Annotated in this window: 16 protein-coding genes and 1 pseudogene; 7 read left to right on the forward strand and 10 right to left on the reverse strand. The window is 73.7% G+C overall.

Annotated elements, in window-relative coordinates:
* The first annotated feature begins 53 nt into the window (after window positions 1-53).
* Window positions 54-392: an STAS domain-containing protein gene (locus JIAGA_RS0124285; RefSeq protein ID WP_026877669.1), complete on the forward strand. Its 339-nt coding sequence runs from the start codon at window positions 54-56 to the stop codon at window positions 390-392.
* Here JIAGA_RS0124285 and JIAGA_RS0124290 read toward each other — a convergent pair.
* Window positions 389-1348 (reverse strand): acetylxylan esterase, encoded by a 960-nt coding sequence (locus JIAGA_RS0124290; protein ID WP_026877670.1) that lies wholly within the window; start codon window positions 1346-1348, stop codon window positions 389-391. The two genes, JIAGA_RS0124285 and JIAGA_RS0124290, sit on opposite strands and share 4 nt — an antisense overlap.
* Before the next feature lie 19 nt (window positions 1349-1367).
* Entirely contained in the window at window positions 1368-2309 is a 942-nt protein-coding gene (locus tag JIAGA_RS0124295) for an NAD-dependent epimerase/dehydratase family protein (RefSeq protein WP_026877671.1), read from the reverse strand.
* Window positions 2310-2412: 103 nt separating this feature from the next.
* Here JIAGA_RS0124295 and JIAGA_RS0124300 point away from each other — a divergent pair, with 103 nt between their 5' ends.
* Window positions 2413-3321: an RNA polymerase sigma-70 factor gene (locus JIAGA_RS0124300; RefSeq protein ID WP_211239831.1), complete on the forward strand. Its 909-nt coding sequence runs from the start codon at window positions 2413-2415 to the stop codon at window positions 3319-3321.
* Between the two features lie 91 nt (window positions 3322-3412).
* Here JIAGA_RS0124300 and JIAGA_RS0124305 read toward each other — a convergent pair whose 3' ends face one another.
* The 4 genes from JIAGA_RS0124305 to panC are packed head-to-tail and all read right to left on the reverse strand — an operon-like array spanning window position 3413 to window position 7653.
* A complete protein-coding gene (locus tag JIAGA_RS0124305; protein WP_026877673.1) occupies window positions 3413-4189 on the reverse strand; it encodes a type III pantothenate kinase in 777 nt (258 codons plus the stop codon).
* Between the two features lie 5 nt (window positions 4190-4194).
* Entirely contained in the window at window positions 4195-5085 is an 891-nt protein-coding gene (nadC, locus tag JIAGA_RS32075; protein WP_051426461.1) for a carboxylating nicotinate-nucleotide diphosphorylase, read from the reverse strand.
* A complete protein-coding gene (locus tag JIAGA_RS0124315; RefSeq protein WP_026877674.1) occupies window positions 5085-6752 on the reverse strand; it encodes an L-aspartate oxidase in 1668 nt (555 codons plus the stop codon). Before JIAGA_RS0124315 ends, nadC begins: the two co-directional genes overlap by 1 nt.
* Window positions 6753-6810: 58 nt before the next feature.
* A complete protein-coding gene (gene panC, locus JIAGA_RS0124320; RefSeq protein WP_211239832.1) occupies window positions 6811-7653 on the reverse strand; it encodes a pantoate--beta-alanine ligase in 843 nt (280 codons plus the stop codon).
* Between the two features lie 97 nt (window positions 7654-7750).
* Here panC and JIAGA_RS0124325 point away from each other — a divergent pair, with 97 nt between their 5' ends.
* Genes JIAGA_RS0124325 through JIAGA_RS0124335 form a run of 3 tightly spaced genes read left to right on the forward strand, consistent with a single transcriptional unit; the run spans window position 7751 to window position 10315 of the window.
* The gene (locus JIAGA_RS0124325) at window positions 7751-8545 is read left to right on the forward strand and encodes an ABC transporter permease (protein ID WP_026877676.1); all 795 of its coding nucleotides are present in this window, start codon (window positions 7751-7753) and stop codon (window positions 8543-8545) included.
* Entirely contained in the window at window positions 8538-9341 is an 804-nt protein-coding gene (locus tag JIAGA_RS0124330) for an ABC transporter permease (protein ID WP_026877677.1), read from the forward strand. The genes JIAGA_RS0124325 and JIAGA_RS0124330 overlap by 8 nt, the downstream gene beginning before the upstream one ends.
* Window positions 9338-10315: an ABC transporter ATP-binding protein gene (locus tag JIAGA_RS0124335; protein WP_026877678.1), complete on the forward strand. Its 978-nt coding sequence runs from the start codon at window positions 9338-9340 to the stop codon at window positions 10313-10315. Before JIAGA_RS0124330 ends, JIAGA_RS0124335 begins: the two co-directional genes overlap by 4 nt.
* Before the next feature lie 89 nt (window positions 10316-10404).
* On the opposite strand, the gene JIAGA_RS0124340 is transcribed toward JIAGA_RS0124335, so the two are convergent.
* The 3 genes from JIAGA_RS0124340 to JIAGA_RS0124350 are packed head-to-tail and all read right to left on the reverse strand — an operon-like array spanning window position 10405 to window position 14244.
* Window positions 10405-11298 carry a Rossmann-like and DUF2520 domain-containing protein gene (locus tag JIAGA_RS0124340; RefSeq protein ID WP_026877679.1) on the reverse strand — a complete coding sequence of 298 codons (894 nt, stop codon included), beginning with the start codon at window positions 11296-11298 and terminating at the stop codon, window positions 10405-10407.
* Between the two features lie 27 nt (window positions 11299-11325).
* A complete protein-coding gene (locus JIAGA_RS32080; protein WP_035812928.1) occupies window positions 11326-13470 on the reverse strand; it encodes an FtsX-like permease family protein in 2145 nt (714 codons plus the stop codon).
* A gap of 3 nt (window positions 13471-13473) precedes the next feature.
* A complete protein-coding gene (locus JIAGA_RS0124350; protein WP_169738932.1) occupies window positions 13474-14244 on the reverse strand; it encodes an ABC transporter ATP-binding protein in 771 nt (256 codons plus the stop codon).
* A 178-nt stretch (window positions 14245-14422) separates the two neighbouring features.
* Here JIAGA_RS0124350 and JIAGA_RS36285 point away from each other — a divergent pair.
* Both JIAGA_RS36285 and JIAGA_RS35450 read left to right on the forward strand, forming a co-directional pair.
* Window positions 14423-14677 (forward strand): annotated as a pseudogene (locus JIAGA_RS36285) (adenosine deaminase); the annotation flags it as partial.
* A gap of 53 nt (window positions 14678-14730) precedes the next feature.
* The gene (locus JIAGA_RS35450) at window positions 14731-15348 is read left to right on the forward strand and encodes an adenosine deaminase family protein (protein WP_211239833.1); all 618 of its coding nucleotides are present in this window, start codon (window positions 14731-14733) and stop codon (window positions 15346-15348) included.
* 44 nt (window positions 15349-15392) lie between these two features.
* Here the strand turns inward: JIAGA_RS35450 and JIAGA_RS0124360 are convergent, their stop codons facing one another.
* Complete coding sequence (locus JIAGA_RS0124360) at window positions 15393-16451, reverse strand: LacI family DNA-binding transcriptional regulator (protein WP_026877681.1); 1059 nt, start codon at window positions 16449-16451, stop codon at window positions 15393-15395.
* Window positions 16452-16458: the final 7 nt, after the last annotated feature.

Consider the following 16458-nt stretch of genomic DNA (forward strand, 5'->3'; position numbering starts at 1 on the left):
CCCGGGCCGTCCTTGCATGACGCGTCCTCTGGATGAGGATGGAGGTGAGGTCGATGAGTGCCGTCCAGGTCGTCGACCGCGGAGCCCGCGAGATCGTCGTCTTCCTCTCCGGCGACGTCAGTGGCGAGCCCGCCGACACCCTGCACGCCGCCGTCGACGAGGTCAGCCGGCTGGAGCAGCTGAACGCGCTGGATCACGTCGTCGTCGACATGCACCGGGTCACCGAGCTGGGCGACGCGGGGGTGGCGTTCCTGCGCGAGCTGTCCCGTCGCGGCCGCACTGCCGGTTACGAAGTGTCCTTCGCGGCCATGAGCGGGCCTGCGCATCGCGCGGTGGAAGCGGCCGGCTGGCGCTTCGCCGAGCACAGCCCGCTGCTCGACGACAGGACCTAGGCGTCGAGCAGCCGCCTGATCGCGTCGAGGTAGCGCTCGGTGTCCGCGGCCTCGTCGGGGTAGTCGGCATGCCCGGCGGAGAAGACCACCAGTTCCTTCGGCCCCGGGATCGCGTTGTGGACGGCGAACTGCCCAGGCGGCGGGACCGCCGGGTCCCACAGCGCCGGCGCCACGACCATGGGGATGCGCAGCCGGCCGGCCGCGGTGGCGGCGTCGAAGAATCGCAGCACCTCGCGGGCCTCGGGGCGCTCGGCGACGTAACGGCGCACCGCCTCGCCGCTGCCGGTGCACGGCATGGTGAGGCGCAGGTCGTGGTTGCCGAAGCTCGGCACGTGCAGGGCGCCGGCGTCGAACCGGTCGTCCCACGGCAGCGCGAGCGCCCCGATGCCACCGCCGAAACTGCCGCCGACGAAGACCAGCCGGTCCGGCGGCTGCGGCAACAGCGCCAGCAGCGCCGACGCCGCACACCACACGTCAGCCGCGCACCCGCCGTGCACGTAGGTGTCGACCGCGTCGATGCCGTGCAGCACGTGCTCGGCCGCCACCGCCGGGATGCCGGGGACGAGGCCACGCTGCGGCAGCCCGCGGGCGGCCGCGAACAGGGCCGCGGTGCCCGGCGGCACCAGCTCGAGGTCCGGCTCGTCGCGGCCGCCGTAGCCGTGCCCGACCACGAGGGCGCGCTCGGCGACACCGTCCGGCGGCAACACCAGCCAGCCGCCCAGACGTACGCCGTCGAGCGACGTGAACTCCACGTCGTGGAGGCCGGGCCGGCCCGGCACCTGGCGCGTCACCGGCGCCGGGTCGACCGCACGCGCCCGTCCGTACAGCGTCGTCCAGAATTCGGCGAACCCGGCCGGTTCGGGTGGCGCGCCGACCTCCTCGAGTGCCTTGCGGTCGTAGCCGTAGGTGGCGTCGAACGCGTCCGGTCCGAACCACTCGTCGTAGGGCGCCGTCACAGCCGGCGATAGTAGCCGTTCAGCGGACGCTCGCCCGGAACCCCTCCCGCCAGCTCGGGTACTGCGGCTTCCAGCCCAGTTCGCGTTCGGCCTTCGCGTTGGACGATCCGCGCAGCGTGGTCATGAACGTCACCCCGAAGTCGCCGATCAGCGGCTTGGCCAGCCACGCCGGCAGCTTCCGCGGTGACTTCGCGCCGACTGCGGCGGCCAGCTCCGGCAGGATCTGCGCGACCGGTGCGGGCTCGTCGTCGACGATGTTGTAGATGCCGGGTGCCCCGCCCTCGATGGCCGCGAGCGTGGCGCGGGCCGCGTCGTCGATGTGCAGGAGCGACCACACCGCGGTGCCGCCGCCGACCAGCGGGAAGCGCCGTTTACGGAGCATGCCGACGACATCGTCGCCCGTGAGGCCCGTGCCGGGGCCGTAGAAGCTGCCGTAGCGCAGGACCAGCCCGTCGACGCCGGGGGTGCTCGTGGTCACCCGCTCCAGGTGCTGGATGGCGCTCAACGTCTGCCGGCAGGCAGCCGGCGGGTTCGCCTCCAGCGGGTCGTCCTCGGACTTCACCGGGGCACCGCTGCGGGCATTGGGCCAGCCGGTGTAGCTCTGCGCGACGAACCGCCGCACGCCGGCGTCGCGGGCCGCGGCCAGCAGGTGGTCGGTGCCCTCCGTGCGCAGCCGGTTGGTGGCGGCGAACTCGGCGTCCCAGTGCTTGAAGTCGCCGGTGCCGCTGGCCAGCGCCGTCTGCTGCTGGACGATGACGTCCGGCGCGGCGGCGCGAACCTCCTGCCGCACCGCATCGGCGTCGAGCCCGTCCACCACCACGCCCTCGGCACCTGCCGCGGTCAACTGGGCGAGCTTGCCCGGCGACCGTGTCGTGCCCACCACTTCGTGTCCGGCGGCCACCAGTATCGGGATCAGCGACCGTCCGACGGCGCCGGTCGCGCCGGCCAGGAACACCCTCATGGTTCTCCACTCCATCCTCATGTCTCACCGGCGGCGCCTGCGAGGCGCCCCGTCACATCCCCTTCGACGGGGGACCCCGGCGTCCTGTGACAGGATCGGGCGCGTGACCGATCTCGCGGTCTCCCACGACCGGTTGCGGCCGCTGATGTTCTCGATCGCGTACCGGATGCTCGGGTCCGTCAGCGAAGCCGAGGACGTCGTCCAGGAGGCGTTCCTGCGGATGCACCGCAGCGCGTCCGCCGACCGCCCGCCCATCGACTCCCCGGAGGCGTACGCGACCACCGTGACCACGCGGCTGGCCATCGACGCGCTGCGCTCCGTCCGCCGCCGGCGTGAACAGTACGTCGGTCCGTGGCTGCCGGAACCGCTCCTGGCCGTCGACGACGACCCCGCCGGCCGGGCCGAGGCGGCGGAGACACTGTCCACCGCGTTCCTGGTGGTACTGGAGACGCTCTCGCCGGTCGAGCGCGCGGTGTTCCTGCTGCGCGAGGTGTTCGGTTACGGCTACGACGAGATCGCCGCCGTGGTCCAGCGGTCCGAGGCGAACTGCCGGCAGCTGCTGGTGCGGGCCAAGCGGCACATCGACGAGCGGCGGCCCCGGTTCGAACCGTCGCCGGAACGTCGGGAGGCGCTGGGCCGGCGGTTCATGGCGGCGGTCCAGGACCGCGACGTGGACGAGCTGGAGCGGATGCTGGCCGAGGACGTCGCGTTCTACGGTGACGGCGGTGGCCGGACCGCGGCGGCGCGCAAGCCGATCACCGGCGCGTTGCAGGTGGCCCGGTTCCTGGCGAACCTCGGCCGGATGGGCGAGCGCATCGGCGCCGTGCTCGAGCCGGTCACCGTCAACGGCCAGCCCGGCATCCGGGTGAGTGCGCCCGGCGGCATCATCGGCGTGCTGTCGCTGACCATCGCCGACGGCCACGTCCGCGGCGTGCACAACGTCATCAACCCCGAGAAGCTGCGCCACCTGGGCCCCGTCGGCGACCTCAACGCCCTGCTCCAAGGGAAATGATCACGTTCGGCATGGGTGTGTTCGCTTCACCACCCATGCTTGCCCGGTGGAGCGGGAGCACCCCAACGGCACGTGATCATTTCCACCGGAGTCAGGCCGGGTGGTTGCGGTCGAAGACCAGCCGAAGGCCGGTCAGGGTGAGCCACGGCGCGTGGTGGTCGATGGTGGTGGACTCTTCGAGGACCAGCGGCGCGAGACCACCGGTGGCGATCACCGTCACGCCGTCCAGGCCGACGCCCAGCTCGGTGGCCATCCGGGTGACCACGCCGTCGACCTGGCTGCTGAACCCGTAGAAGGCGCCGGACTGCAGCGCCTCCACGGTGTTCTTGGCGATGACCGACCGGGGCCGCACGAGTTCGACCCGGCGCAACTGGGCGGCGGCGTTGCGCAGGGCCTCCAGCGACACGTCGATGCCCGGTGCGATCGCGCCGCCGATGTACTCGCCCCGCGCCGACACGACGTCGAACGTGGTGGCGGTGCCGAAGTCGACGACGATGTGCGGGCCCGGCCCGTACTGGTGCATGGCCGCCAGCGCGTTGACGATGCGGTCGGTGCCGACCTCGCGCGGGTTGTCGGTCAGGATCGGGACACCGGTCTTGACCCCCGGCTCCACGAGCAGCGCGGGCACGTCGCTGTAGTACCGCTGGGTCAGCCAGCGCAGCTCGCGCTGGACCACCGGCACCGTCGAGCAGATGGCCACGCCGTCGACCTGGGCGTCCACGCCGGCGAACAGGCCGCGCAGCAGTGCCATCAGCTCGTCGGTGGTGCGCCGGGCAACGGTGGCGACCCGCCAGTGGTGCACGACGTCGATGCCGTCGAGCAGCCCGATGACGGTCTCCGTGTTGCCGACGTCGATGGCCAGCAGCATGGGCGTTATCGTCCCTCGACGGCGACGACGTCCAGTCCGAGGTCCAGGGCGCGGACCGAGTGGGTCAGCTCGCCGGTGGACAGGTAGTCGACTCCGGTGGCGGCGTAGGCGGCGGCCTGGTCGAGCGTCAGCCCGCCGCTGACCTCCAGCCTGGCTCGGCCATCGACGGCCTTGACCGCCTCGAGCGCCTGATCGACGGTGAAGTTGTCCAGCAGGACCAGTTCGGCGCCGGCCTCGACGGCCTCGACCGCGCCGGCAACGTCGTCGACCTCGACCTCGACGGTCAGGCCCGGGTAGGACTCACGGACCGCCCGGAACGCGGCGGTGATGCCGCCGGCCGCGGCGACGTGATTGTCCTTGATCAGCGCCGACTCCGACAGCGACGAGCGGTGGTTCACCCCACCACCGGCCCGCACGGCGTACTTCTCCAGCGACCGCATCAGCGGCGTCGTCTTGCGGGTGTCGCGCACCGCCGCCTGGCTACCCGCGAGGGCGCCGACCCAGGCGCGAGTGGCGGTGGCGATGCCGGACAGCCGGCAGGCCAGGTTCAACGCGGTCCGTTCGGCCACGAGCAGGGCGCGGGTGCGCCCGTGCACGGTCAGCACAGTGGTGCCGGGCGATACCTCGGTGCCGTCGGCGACGTGCCGTTCGACCTGGACGTCGCCACCGACCACCGCGAAGGTGGCCTCGGCCACCGGCAGGCCGGCGACCACACCGGCTTCCCGGGCCGCCAGCACCGCGATCGCCTGCTGCTCGGCCGGCACGGTGGCGACGGTGGTGACGTCTTCCCCGCCGTCGAGGTCTTCCTCCAGGGTGGCCCGGATCAGGTCCTCGACGTACGCGGGATCGAGACCCGCCTCGCGCAAGGCGAGCGTCACGGCCTCGGGCAGACTCATCATGACTCCTTCATCGGTTCATATGTCGTCGTCAGGACGCCGTCCGGATCGAGGACGCTGACCAGGTGGCCGCGCCAGCGGGCGTCGTCACGTTCCGGGAAGTCCTCACGCCAGTGGCCGCCGCGCGTTTCCTCCCGCAACGCGGCGTGCCGACCGAGCGTAACGGCCACGGTGTGCAGATTCGTGGTCTCCCAGGAATCCGGTGTCATCGGGCCTGGGTCGTCGGGTCCGGCGCCGACGGCCATGGTGGCCAGCCGGGCGGCGAGGGTCGTCAACGACGCCTCCGACCTGAGCACCCCGGCGCCCGCGGTCATCGCCGACTGGACGAACGGCTGGGCGTCGGCGTCGAGCAGGCTGACCGGTCCGTCGCGCTCGACCGGGTCGCCCGGGCGGGCGTCGCCCAGCGACGAGGCGAGGTCCTCGGCGATGCGGTGCCCCCACACCAGGCCCTCGAGCAGTGAGTTGGACGCCAGCCGGTTCGCGCCGTGCACGCCGGTGCAGGACACCTCACCGCAGGCGTACAGGCCGGGGAGGCTGGTCCGGCCGCGCCGGTCGGTGCGGATGCCGCCGCTGGCGTAGTGCTGCGCCGGCGCCACCGGGACCAGGTCGGTGGCCGGGTCGATCCCGTAGGAGCGGCAGCGGGCGACGATGGTGGGGAACCGCTCGGCCAGGAACTCGCCGCCGAGGTGCCGCGCGTCCAGCCAGACGTGTTCGGCGCCCGTCTCGGCCATCGCGGTGACGACGCCCTTGGCCACGACGTCGCGCGGGGCCAACTCGGCCAGCTCGTGCCGGCCCACCATGAACCGGCGGCCCTCGACGTCGCGCAGCACCGCGCCCTCGCCGCGGACGGCCTCGGAGATCAGTGGCTGCTGGCCCTTCGCCGACCGGCCCAGCCACAGCACCGTCGGATGGAACTGGACGAACTCCAGGTCCGCCACCTGGGCGCCGGCCCGCAACGCGGCGGCGAGGCCGTCGCCGGTGGAGACGGGCGGATTGGTGGTGGAGGCGTACACCTGCCCGAGGCCGCCGGCGGCGAGCACGACCGCACGGCCCAGCGCGGCGCCGACGCCGCTCTGCCGGCCCTCGCCGAGGACGTGCAGCGTGACCCCGCAGGCTCGGCCGGCGGCGTCGGTGAGGATGTCGGTGACGAGGGCGTGCTCGTAGACCTCGATCTGCGGGTCCTCGCGGATGGCCGCCAAGGCCTCCAGCAGCGCCCGGGAGATCTCCTTGCCGGTGGCGTCGCCGCCGGAGTGGGCGATGCGGTCGCGGTGGTGCCCGCCCTCACGCGTGAGCGCGATGTCGCCGGCGGGCGTCCGCTCGAACTCCGCACCCAGGTCGACCAGCTCGCGCACCCGTCGCGGGCCCTCGGTGACGAGCGTGCGCACGGCGGCCTCGTCGCACAGGCCGACCCCGGCCACAAGTGTGTCGTTCAGGTGCTGTTCCGGGCTGTCCTCCGGATCGAGCGCGGCGGCGATACCGCCCTGCGCCCACGCGGTAGCGCTGTCGGCGAGGCGGGTTTTCGTCACCAGCAGCACCCGGCCGGCCTTGCGGGCCTCGAGCGCCGCCGTCAGCCCGGCGATGCCGCTGCCGACCACGACGACGTCGGCGGACACCGTCCACCCGGGCGCCTCGGTTCGCAGCCGACGCGCGATGCGTACTCCGGTCACGCCGGGCAAGCCTACGACGCCCGGAGCGAATCCCCGAGGCGATCTCACGTGGTGGCGGTCAGGGCAGGTCGATCGCGGCGTTGTCGATCAGACGGGTGTGGCCCACCCGGGCGGCCACGAGCAGCCGCGCCGGGCCGTGGTCCGGCGCCGGTTCCAGGGCGGGCCCGCGCAGCTCGAGGTAGTCGACGTCGACGGTGTCCACGGTCAGTTCGGCGGCCGCCGCGGCGACGACGGCCTCCGGACCGGACGCGGCCGCGCCGGCCCCGGCCCGCAGTGCCCGGGACAACGCGAGCGCCGCCGTCCGCTCGTCCGGAGACAGGTACCGGTTGCGACTGGACAACGCCAGCCCGTCGTCCTCGCGGACGGTGGGGACGCCGACGATCTCGTACGGCAACTCCAGGTCGGCCGTCATCCGGCGGACGAGCGTCAGCTGCTGGTAGTCCTTCTCACCGAAGAGCGCGTACGCCGGCACGGTCAGGTTGAGCAGCTTGGCCACGACGGTCAGCACCCCGGCGAAGTGTCCGGGCCGGACCGCGCCCTCCAGTTCGGCGCCCAGCGGTCCCGGCTCGATGGTGACCTCGGGCCGGCCGCCCGGGTACAGCTCGGCCTCGTCGGGCGCGAAGACGACATCCACGCCCTCCTCGGCGCAGACGGCGAGGTCGGTCTCGAACGGGCGCGGGTACCGGTCGAAGTCCTCACCGGCCCCGAACTGCAACGGGTTCACGAAAACGGTCACGATCACCGTTCCGTCGTCGCCCACCAGCTCACGGGCCGCCCGCATGAGGGCGCGGTGCCCCTCGTGCAGGGCCCCCATGGTCATGACGACGGCGCTGACGGTCTCGGCGGCCGCCAGCGCGTCGGCGAGATCGTCACGAGTGCGGGCTACCACCGGACCGGTCACGCGGGTCAGCGTAGCCGCCGGCACCCGCGCCGCCCGCCAGCACCCACGTCGAAAACCCGATGACGTCGAGCCACGGGAGGTGTACGGTCTCGCGTTTGTGCGTCTCTTCGCCGCCTTCGTCGCCATGGGTTTCCGGCGGTGGTCGACCTATCGGCTGGCCACCGCGGCCGGCGCGTTCACGAACACCGCGTTCGGACTCATCAAGGCGTCCATCACCGTCGCCACGGTCGGTGCCGCCGGCGGCACCCTGGCCGGCTACGACGCGGCCACCGGTGCCACCTACGCATGGCTGGTGCAGGCCCTGGTCGCGCCGGTCAACGTCTTCCAGTGGAGCGAGCTGGCCGAGCGGGTCCGCGACGGTGACGTCGCCATCGACCTCGCCCGCCCGGTCGACCCGCAGCTGGCCTATCTGGCCGCGTTCCTGGGTCGCGGCGCCTACCTCTTCCTGCCGCGGGGGATTCCGCCGCTGCTGGCCGGCGCTCTGACGACGGGGCTGCTCCTCCCGTCGACACCACTGCCGTACGTGATCGGGCTGGTCAGCGTCATGCTCGCCGTCGCGTTGTCGTTCGTCTGCTGGTGGCTGGTGAACCTGGTCGCGTTCTGGGTGGTCGAGATGCGCGGCCTCGCCACGCTGTACGTCGTCGCCATGAGCGTGCTGTCCGGGCTGATCGTGCCGGTTCACTGGTTCCCGGACTGGATGGCCACCCTCGCCGCGTGCACGCCGTTCCCGTCGCTGCTGCAGGCACCGATCGACGTGATCATGGCTCGGGCCACGGGGGTCGAGGCGCTGTCGGTGCTGGCCGTCCAGGCCGGCTGGCTGCTCGGAATGCTGCTGTTGGGCCGCCTGGTGTTCGCCCGCGGCACAGCCACCCTGGTGGTACAGGGTGGCTGAGCGGCTGCACCCCTACCGGACGCTGCTGGGGTCGCGGATGCGGTCGCAGACGGCGTACCGGCGCTCGTTCGTGTTCGACGTCCTGGGCAGTGTGGGCATCGGGCTGGTCGAGTTCGCCGAGGTCTACGTGATCTTCACCAACGTCGACATGCTGGGCGAGCTGGACTTCGCCGCCGCCATGCTGCTGTTCGCCCTGGCCAACCTGGGCTTCAGCCTGGCCGACATGGCGGTGGGTCACGTCGACCGGCTGCCGGTCTACCTGCGCGAGGGGACGCTCGACGCGTTCCTGCTGCGGCCGCTGCCGGTGTTGGCGCAGCTGATCACCAGCGACATCTCGCTGCGCCGGCTGGGCCGCACCGTCGTCGCCGCGGTGGTCATGGGAATCGCGCTGCCACTGAACGACATCACCTGGACGGCGGCCACTGTCGTGCTGGTCGTGGTGGCGCCGCTGGCCGCTGCCGCGATCTTCGCCGCCCTGTTCGTGTGCGCGGCAGCCATCCAGTTCTGGCTGGTCGAGGGCGCGGAGTTCGCCAACGCGTTCACCTACGGCGGCGCCTACGCCTCGGAGTACCCGGCCAGCATCTTCAGCCTGCCGATGCGGCTGTTGTTCACCTTCGTCGTCCCGGCGGCGTTCGCCGCGTACCTGCCGGTGCTCGTACTGCTGGACCTGCCCGGCCCGGCCTGGCTGCCGCAGTGGCTGGGCTGGTGCACGCCGGCCGCCGCGGCCGTCATCTGGGTCGTCGCCCTGGCCGGCTGGCGGGCCGGCATCCGCCACTACACGGGAGCCGGATCGTGACCGAGCCGATCATCAGTGTCCGCGACCTGCGCCGCGAGTTCGTCGTCCGGAGCCCGGCGGGACGGCTGCGGCGCACCCGCACCGTCGTCGCCGCCGTCGACGGGCTGAGCTTCGACCTGGCCGAAGGGTCGGCCGTCGGGTACATCGGCGCGAACGGGGCCGGGAAGTCCACGACCATCAAGATGCTCACCGGCATCCTGGTCCCGACGGCGGGGACGGTGCGCACCTGCGGTCTGGAGCCGGTACGACGGCGCCGCGACCTGGCCCGGCAGATCGGCGTGGTGTTCGGCCAGCGCAGCCAGCTGTGGTGGGATCTGCCGTTGCGTGAGTCGTTCCGCACGCTCGCGGCCATCCACCGGCTGGCACCGGCGGCGTGGCCGGTGCGCCGCGACGAACTGGTGGACCGGCTGGACCTCGGGTCGTTCCTCGACACCCCGGTCCGGCAGCTCTCACTGGGGCAGCGGATCCGGGGCGAGATCGCCGCCGCGCTGCTGCACTCGCCCCGGCTGCTGATCCTCGACGAGCCGACGATCGGCCTGGACGTGCTGAGCAAGGAACGCCTGCGGGTGTTCCTGGCCGAGCAGCGCGCCCTGCACGGCACCACCCTGCTGCTGACCACGCACGACATGGACGACGTCCAGCGGCTCACCGAACGCATCATCGTGGTCGACCACGGGCGGTGCGTGTACGACGGGACGCTGACCGGGTTGGTGGGCCGGGTGGGCGCGGAGCGGGTCATGGCGGTCGACCTGGCCGAGCCGGTCGCGTCGCTGGGCGAGATCGCCGGAGTGCGTACGGTCGCGGTGGAGTCCGACGGCCTGCGGCACCGGCTGGCGTTCACCCCGGAGCGGACGACGGCGGGCGCCATCCTGGAGGCGGTGGGACAACGGGCCCAGGTGCGCGACCTGAGCATCGAGGAACCCGACATCGAGGACGTGGTGCGCCGCCTCTACCTGTCGCAGACGGCGTCGTGACGACGCTGTCCGGTCGAACGGCCGGTCTCGGCGCCACTCGGCAGGATCCTGGTCGCCTTTCCCGGAGCAGCGGTCTCGGCGCGATCGTGTCAGTCCGGCGCGGGGGGATCGGCGAGCACGTCCAGCAGCGCTTCGGCGTCGCTCGCCTTCAGCCGCCCGTCGGCCAGCGCCCGGCCCGCGGTGCGCCGCGCCAGCGCCACGTACGCGCCGACGCCTTCCGGTAGCGCGGCCGTGATCTCACGCAGATGGCTGGAGACGGTGCCGGCGTCACCCCGGGACACCGGGCCGGTGAGCGCGTCGTCGCCCTGCCGCAGCCCGTTGTCGAGCGCGGCGGACAGCAGCGGCGCGAGGACCTTGTCCGGCTCGTCGACGCCAGCCGCCCGCAGGAGGCCCATGGCGTCGTTGACGAGGGTCACCAGGTGGTTCGCGCCGTGTGCCAGCGCCGCGTGGTACAGCGCGCGGGCGTTCTCGGCGATCCGGACCGGCTCGGACCCCATCTCGACCACCAGGGCCTCCGCCACCGGCCACAGCGGCTCGGGCGCGGTGACTCCGAACGTCGCGCCGGTCAGCCGGTGCAGGTCGACCGAGGTGCCCGTGAACGTCATGGCCGGGTGCAGCGCGAGCGGCAGCGCGCCCACCCGCGTCGCGGGGTCCAGCACCCCGACGCCGTACCGGCCGCTGGTGTGGACCACCAGCTGACCCGGCCGGATCTCGCCGGTCTTCGCCAGCCCGTCGACCAGGCCGGGCAGGGCGTCGTCGGGCACCGTCAACAGCACCAGGCCGGACCGTGCGAGCACCTGCGGCACGTCCACCAGCGGAACGCCCGGCAGTAGCGCGTCGGCACGGGTCCGGCTGGTCAGTGAGACGCCGTAGCCGGCCACCACGTGGTGGCCGGCCCGGGCGAGGGCCGCGCCGAGTACTGCGCCGACCCGCCCGGTGCCGACGATTCCCACGTCCAGGCGCGCCGGCCGTTCCTCCGTCACAGACGACAGGCTAGGCCACGCCCGATCTCATTCGGTCGCGAGCGCCACCACCGGCGAGGTGCGCGCCGCGCGCTGCCCGGGCACGAGCGACGCCACCACACCCAGCCCCGTCGCCACCACCGCGCTGATCGCCAGCACACCCCACGGCACGACGAACTCCAGTTCCTCCACGCTCACCACGGCTGCCCAGGCGAACAGGACCCCGGCCGCCGTCCCCACGACCGCCGCGACCGCACCCATCAGTGCCGCCTCGAAACCCAGGAGCACCCGGGTCTGCCGGCGGGTCAACCCCAAGGCCCGCAGCAGCCCGATCTCGCGGGTCCGCTCGTGCACCGACAGCGACAACGTGTTGGCGATCCCGATGAACGCGATCACCAGCGCCAGCGCGAGGACGGCGAGGACCACGTTGACCGCCTCGTCGAGGTTGCGCTCGAACTCCGCGCGGCGCTCCACGAAGCTCTGCACCGACAGCTCCGGATGTCCCTCGGTCGCGGCCAGCAGCGCGGCGCGCGCGGTGTCGCCGTCGACGCCGTCGGCCGCGTTCACCGCCAGCACGTCGTCGCCGTCGACGACCACCCGGCCGATCTCCGGCAACTCCGTTACCGCCCGAACCACGGCCTGGGCGATCGGCGCGTCGGCGGCCGTGCGGACGGCGAAGTCGGCAGGCACCTGCCCGTCCACCACCACGCTGACACTGCTTCGAGACGACTCGGCCACGGTGACGAAGCCGGCAACCGTCGTCACGCCGATCAGCAGCGCCGCCGTCGTCGCGGCGACCCGGCGCGGGTTGCGCACGGCGTTGGCCGTCGCCAGCTCCGCGCTCGACCGCGAGGCGCCGGCCAGTCGCGACACCCCCGCGCCGAGCACCCGCACCACGGGCGGCACCACGCGCGGGCCCAGCACGAGCAGGCCGAGGAAGCAGACGGCGGCACCGAACACCACCGCGACCAACCCCATCCCGCCGCCGGTGGTCCCCGCGGCGGCACCGGCCACCAGCAGCAGCGCGCCGGCCCCCATGGCCAGCAGCCCGACGGCGAAGCGGGCCCGGCCCACGGCGCGACTGTCCGCTCCGTCGGGCACTGCCTGCAGGGCGGCCAGCGGCGACACCCTGGTCGCCGCCCGTGCCGGCGGCACCGCCGCCCCGACGGTCACCAACACCCCGACGACCAGCGACCAGCCGACCGCGGTCGACGACACGACGAGCGGCAACGGGCCGGTCCGGTCGTCGAGCAGGGCGCCCATGCCCCATGCGGACAACGCACCGAGGCCGACCCCGGCGATGCCGCCGGCCAGCCCCACGGCGACCGACTCGGACAGCAGACCGAGCAGCACCTGGCGCCGGGTCGCGCCGACCGTCCGGAGCAGGGCCAGCTCCCGCGTGCGCTGGGCGATGAGAATCCGGAACGTGTTGGCGATGACGAACGCCGCGACGATCAACGACACGGCGCCCAGCATGAGCAGCGGCACGCGGAGCGCCTCGCGGCTCGAGGATCCGTCGACCAGCCGCTGGGCGAGCTCGCCGCCGGTGATGACCTCGTGGCCGCCGGGCATTGCGGCCCGGACCGCGTCGGCGTCGGCGCCCGCGTCGAGCCGGAGGTCCACGCGGCTGGCGCCCGGCGGGTCGGCGAACCGCTGCACGACGCCCCAGCCGGCCGTCAGCTCCGGGTCGTCACCGGCCTCGGCGGTGGGCTCGGCGATCCCGGCGACCGGCAGCTCGACCACGTCAGTGGAGCCTTGGGCCGCGACGCTGATCTCGTCGCCGGCCTGCAGGTCCAGGCGTTCGGCGGAGCGCCGGTCCACCAGGACCCCGTCGCCGTCGAGGTCGGAGCCGACCGGCGCGGCGACCACCCGCGCGGCCGAGAACGGGTCGATCCGGCCGTCGCCGTCGACCGTGTGGACGGTCACCTCGCGGCGGGGCGCCGCGACGGCGACGCCCTCCATGTCGGCGACAGTGGCCGCGACCGATGCGTCGAGGTATCCCTCGTCCGGTGCCATGACCGCGAGGTCGACGCCCTCGGCGTCGGCCGCCACCCGCTCCCGCGAGGCGGCGTCGAGGGAGTCGGTGAGAACCAGGGTGCCCGCGGTGAACCCGACCGAGAGCACCACGACCAGCGCCGTCAGGCCCAGCCGCAGCAGGTGGGCGCGCAGGCCCGCCAGGATCACATCACGCACGGCTCAGTCCCCCAGCCGGCGCAGGTGGTCGATGACGGTGTCCACCGTCGGGTCGGCGATCTCGCCGGCCAGCCGCCCGTCGGCCAGCAGCACGACATGGTCCGCGGCGGCCGCGGCGGCCGGGTCGTGCGTCACCATGACGACGGTGCGGCCCAGCTCGCGGGCGCTGGCTCGCAGCAGCGCCAGGACCTCGCCGCCGGAGCGCGAGTCCAGGTTGCCGGTGGGCTCGTCGGCGAAGATCACCTCGGGTCGGTTGATCAGCGCCCGGGCCACCGCGACCCGCTGCTGCTGGCCGCCGGAGAGCTCGCTGGGCCGGTGCGTCAGCCGGTCCTGGATGCCCAGGATGCCGACGACCTCGTCGAACCAGGCCGGGTCGGCGGACCGGCCGGCCAGCCGCAGCGGCAGCAGCACGTTGGCCTTCGCGTCGAGGGTCGGCAGCAGGTTGAAGGCCTGGAAGACGAAGCCCAGCCGGTCGCGGCGGAGCAGGGTCAGCGCGGTGTCCCCGAGCTTCGTCAGGTCGGTGTCGCCGAGCAGCACCTGGCCCGACGTGGCGGTGTCGAGTCCGGCCAGGCAGTGCACGAGGGTGGACTTGCCGGACCCGGACGGCCCCATGATGGCGGTGAACCGGCCGGCGGCGAACGGGACGGAGATGCCGTCGAGGGCCCGGACGGCGGTGCGGCCGGTGCCGTACACCTTGGTCAGCCCGACGGCTCGGACGGCGACGGCGCCGGGGTCCGCCCCGGCGCCCGCGTATGCGTGTGTCTGGATGCTCACGTGTCCAGCGTCGTCGGCGACTGGTCCGGGATCGTCGGACCAACGGGTACACCTGCCGTGCGACCTTGGTCGTACGGCGCCGGGGCGGGCGGGGCCGATAGTGTCGGCGCTCGTGTCCGGGATGCGCCCGATCGAGACGCTGCCGAAGGTGCAGGCTCACCTCCACCTGACCGGCGCGATGCGCCCCGGCACCCTGACGGAACTGGCGGCCCGGGCCGGGATCGCCGTGCCGCCGGCACTGGATCCGGCCGGCATCCACGAATGGCCGGCGTTCCAGCAGCGCTACGACGCCGCGCGGGACGCGATCCGCTCGTCCGCCGACGTCGCGCGGGTCGTGCGGGAGGCCGCCGAGGACGACGCGGCCGGCGGCTGCGGCTGGCTGGAGCTCCAGGTGGACCCGACGTCGTACGCTCCGGCGCTGGGCGGGCTGGAAGCCGCGATCGAGGCAGTGCTGGCCGGGGCGGCGCAGGCGCCGACCCGGTCGGGGTGGTCGTCGCGTCGAGCTGGGCGCGGCCGGGTTCCCATGCGTCCCGCCTGGCCCGGTTGGCCGCCCGGTACGCCGGCGACGGTGTCGTCGGGTTCGGGCTGTCCAACGACGAGCGGCGCGGCCGGGTCGCGGACTTCGCGCCGGCGTTCCGGATCGCCGCGGAGCACGGGCTGGTGCGCACTCCGCACGCAGGGTTCTTCACCGGTGCCGGCCATGTCCGCGAGTGCGTGGAGGTGCTGGGTGCCACCCGGATCGGGCACGGCACGTCGGCGGTGGCCGACCCGGCGGTGCTGGAGCTGCTGGCCGATCGGCAGGTTGCGCTGGAGGTCTGCCCGACGTCGTACCCGCCGTTCGGCGTGCACCCGCTCGCCGGCGTGCCGGTCGGGGCAGTGCTGGCCGCAGGCGTCCCGGTGACCATCGGCAGCGACGACCCGCTGCTGTTCGGCGTCGGGCTGGCCGGCCAGTACGCGCTGTGCCGTGACCTTCTGGGCTTGTCCAACACCGAGCTGGCCGCGCTGGCCCGGTGTGGGATCGCGGCGTCCGGCGCGCCCGGCGACGTCAAGCGGCGACTGCTGGCCGGGGTCGACGCTTGGTCGGCAAGTCACCCCTCCCCATGATCACCGACGATCCGCCCCGCTATGACGTGGCGAATCGCCGATGATCATGGGGAGGGCGCGGCGGAGGTGGTGCCGACCCGCAAGTGGACCGGGAGCCGTACGTCGTCGGGCCGGGTGCCGGCCAGCAGCTCGGTGACCAGGCGGCCGGTGACGCGGCCCTTCTCGACGATCGGCTGGACGACGGTGGTGAGGGTCCGCTCGCCCAGCCACGGCGTCTCGATGCCGTCGAAGCCGACGACGGTGAGGTCGTCGGGGATGCGCAGCCCCGCGGCCTCCGCGGCGCGGATGACGCCGACCGCCAGCAGGTCGCTCTGCGCGATGATCGCGGTCGGCCGGCCGGCGGGGTCGTCCAACAGCTCTTTTGCCGCCAGATCGCCCTCCTCGATCCGGTTGGCGGCCGCTTCCACCGCGACGACCGGGCCGAAGGTGTCCTCGACGGCGGCCAGCCGGTGCCGGCAGTCGGCGTAGGCGGTGGCGGCGCGGCGGGTGTCGTCGGCCGGCCCACGCCGGCCGTCCAGCCGCAGCGGCAGCGTCACGACGGCGGGGCGCTGGTGGCCGAGGTCGGCGAGGTGCCGGGCCAGGGCTGCCGACCCGCCGTAGTCGTCGATGTCGAGCAGCACGACGTCCGGCCGGTCCGGGCCGTCGACGGCGACCACCGGCACGCCGCGGCCGACGAAGTGGTCGAGCAGGGGGTCGTCGTCACCGCCGCAGGTGGCGAAGACGGCGGCGTCGACCGGCATCCGGGCCACTTGTTCGGGAGTCGGCCCGCTGCGCTGGGCGTCGCCGGAGAGCAGCAGCAGCCCGGCGCCGGGCGGGCCGAGGGCGTCGGCCAGCCCGTCCAGCAGCGCGACGGCCACCGGGTCGCGGAACGCGTAGAGCAGCCGCTCGCCGATGATCGCGCCGACGATGCCCGAGCGTCCGCGCCGCAGGGAACTGGCCATCGGGTCCGGGCCGAGGTAGCCCAGTTCGCGCGCGGCGTCGAGCACCCGCTGCCGGGTGGCGTCGGCCACCGGCCCGGAGCCGCTGAACGCCAGCGACGCCGTGGACGGCGACACCCCGGCGCGTGCGGCGACGGCGGCCAGCGTGGCCCGATGCTCACCCACCGGTGAT

This window comes from Jiangella gansuensis DSM 44835 (genome assembly GCF_000515395.1).
GTDB lineage: Bacteria > Actinomycetota > Actinomycetes > Jiangellales > Jiangellaceae > Jiangella > Jiangella gansuensis.

Coding starts and splice junctions, on each gene's coding strand:
- nadC (WP_051426461.1), bottom strand. CDS start 5,085: ATGAGTCTGCCCGAGGCCGTGACGCTCGCCTTGCGCGAGGCGGGTCTC.
- JIAGA_RS0124285 (WP_026877669.1), top strand. CDS start 54: ATGAGTGCCGTCCAGGTCGTCGACCGCGGAGCCCGCGAGATCGTCGTC.
- JIAGA_RS0124295 (WP_026877671.1), bottom strand. CDS start 2,309: ATGAGGGTGTTCCTGGCCGGCGCGACCGGCGCCGTCGGACGGTCGCTG.
- JIAGA_RS0124305 (WP_026877673.1), bottom strand. CDS start 4,189: ATGCTGCTGGCCATCGACGTCGGCAACACGGAGACCGTCATCGGGCTG.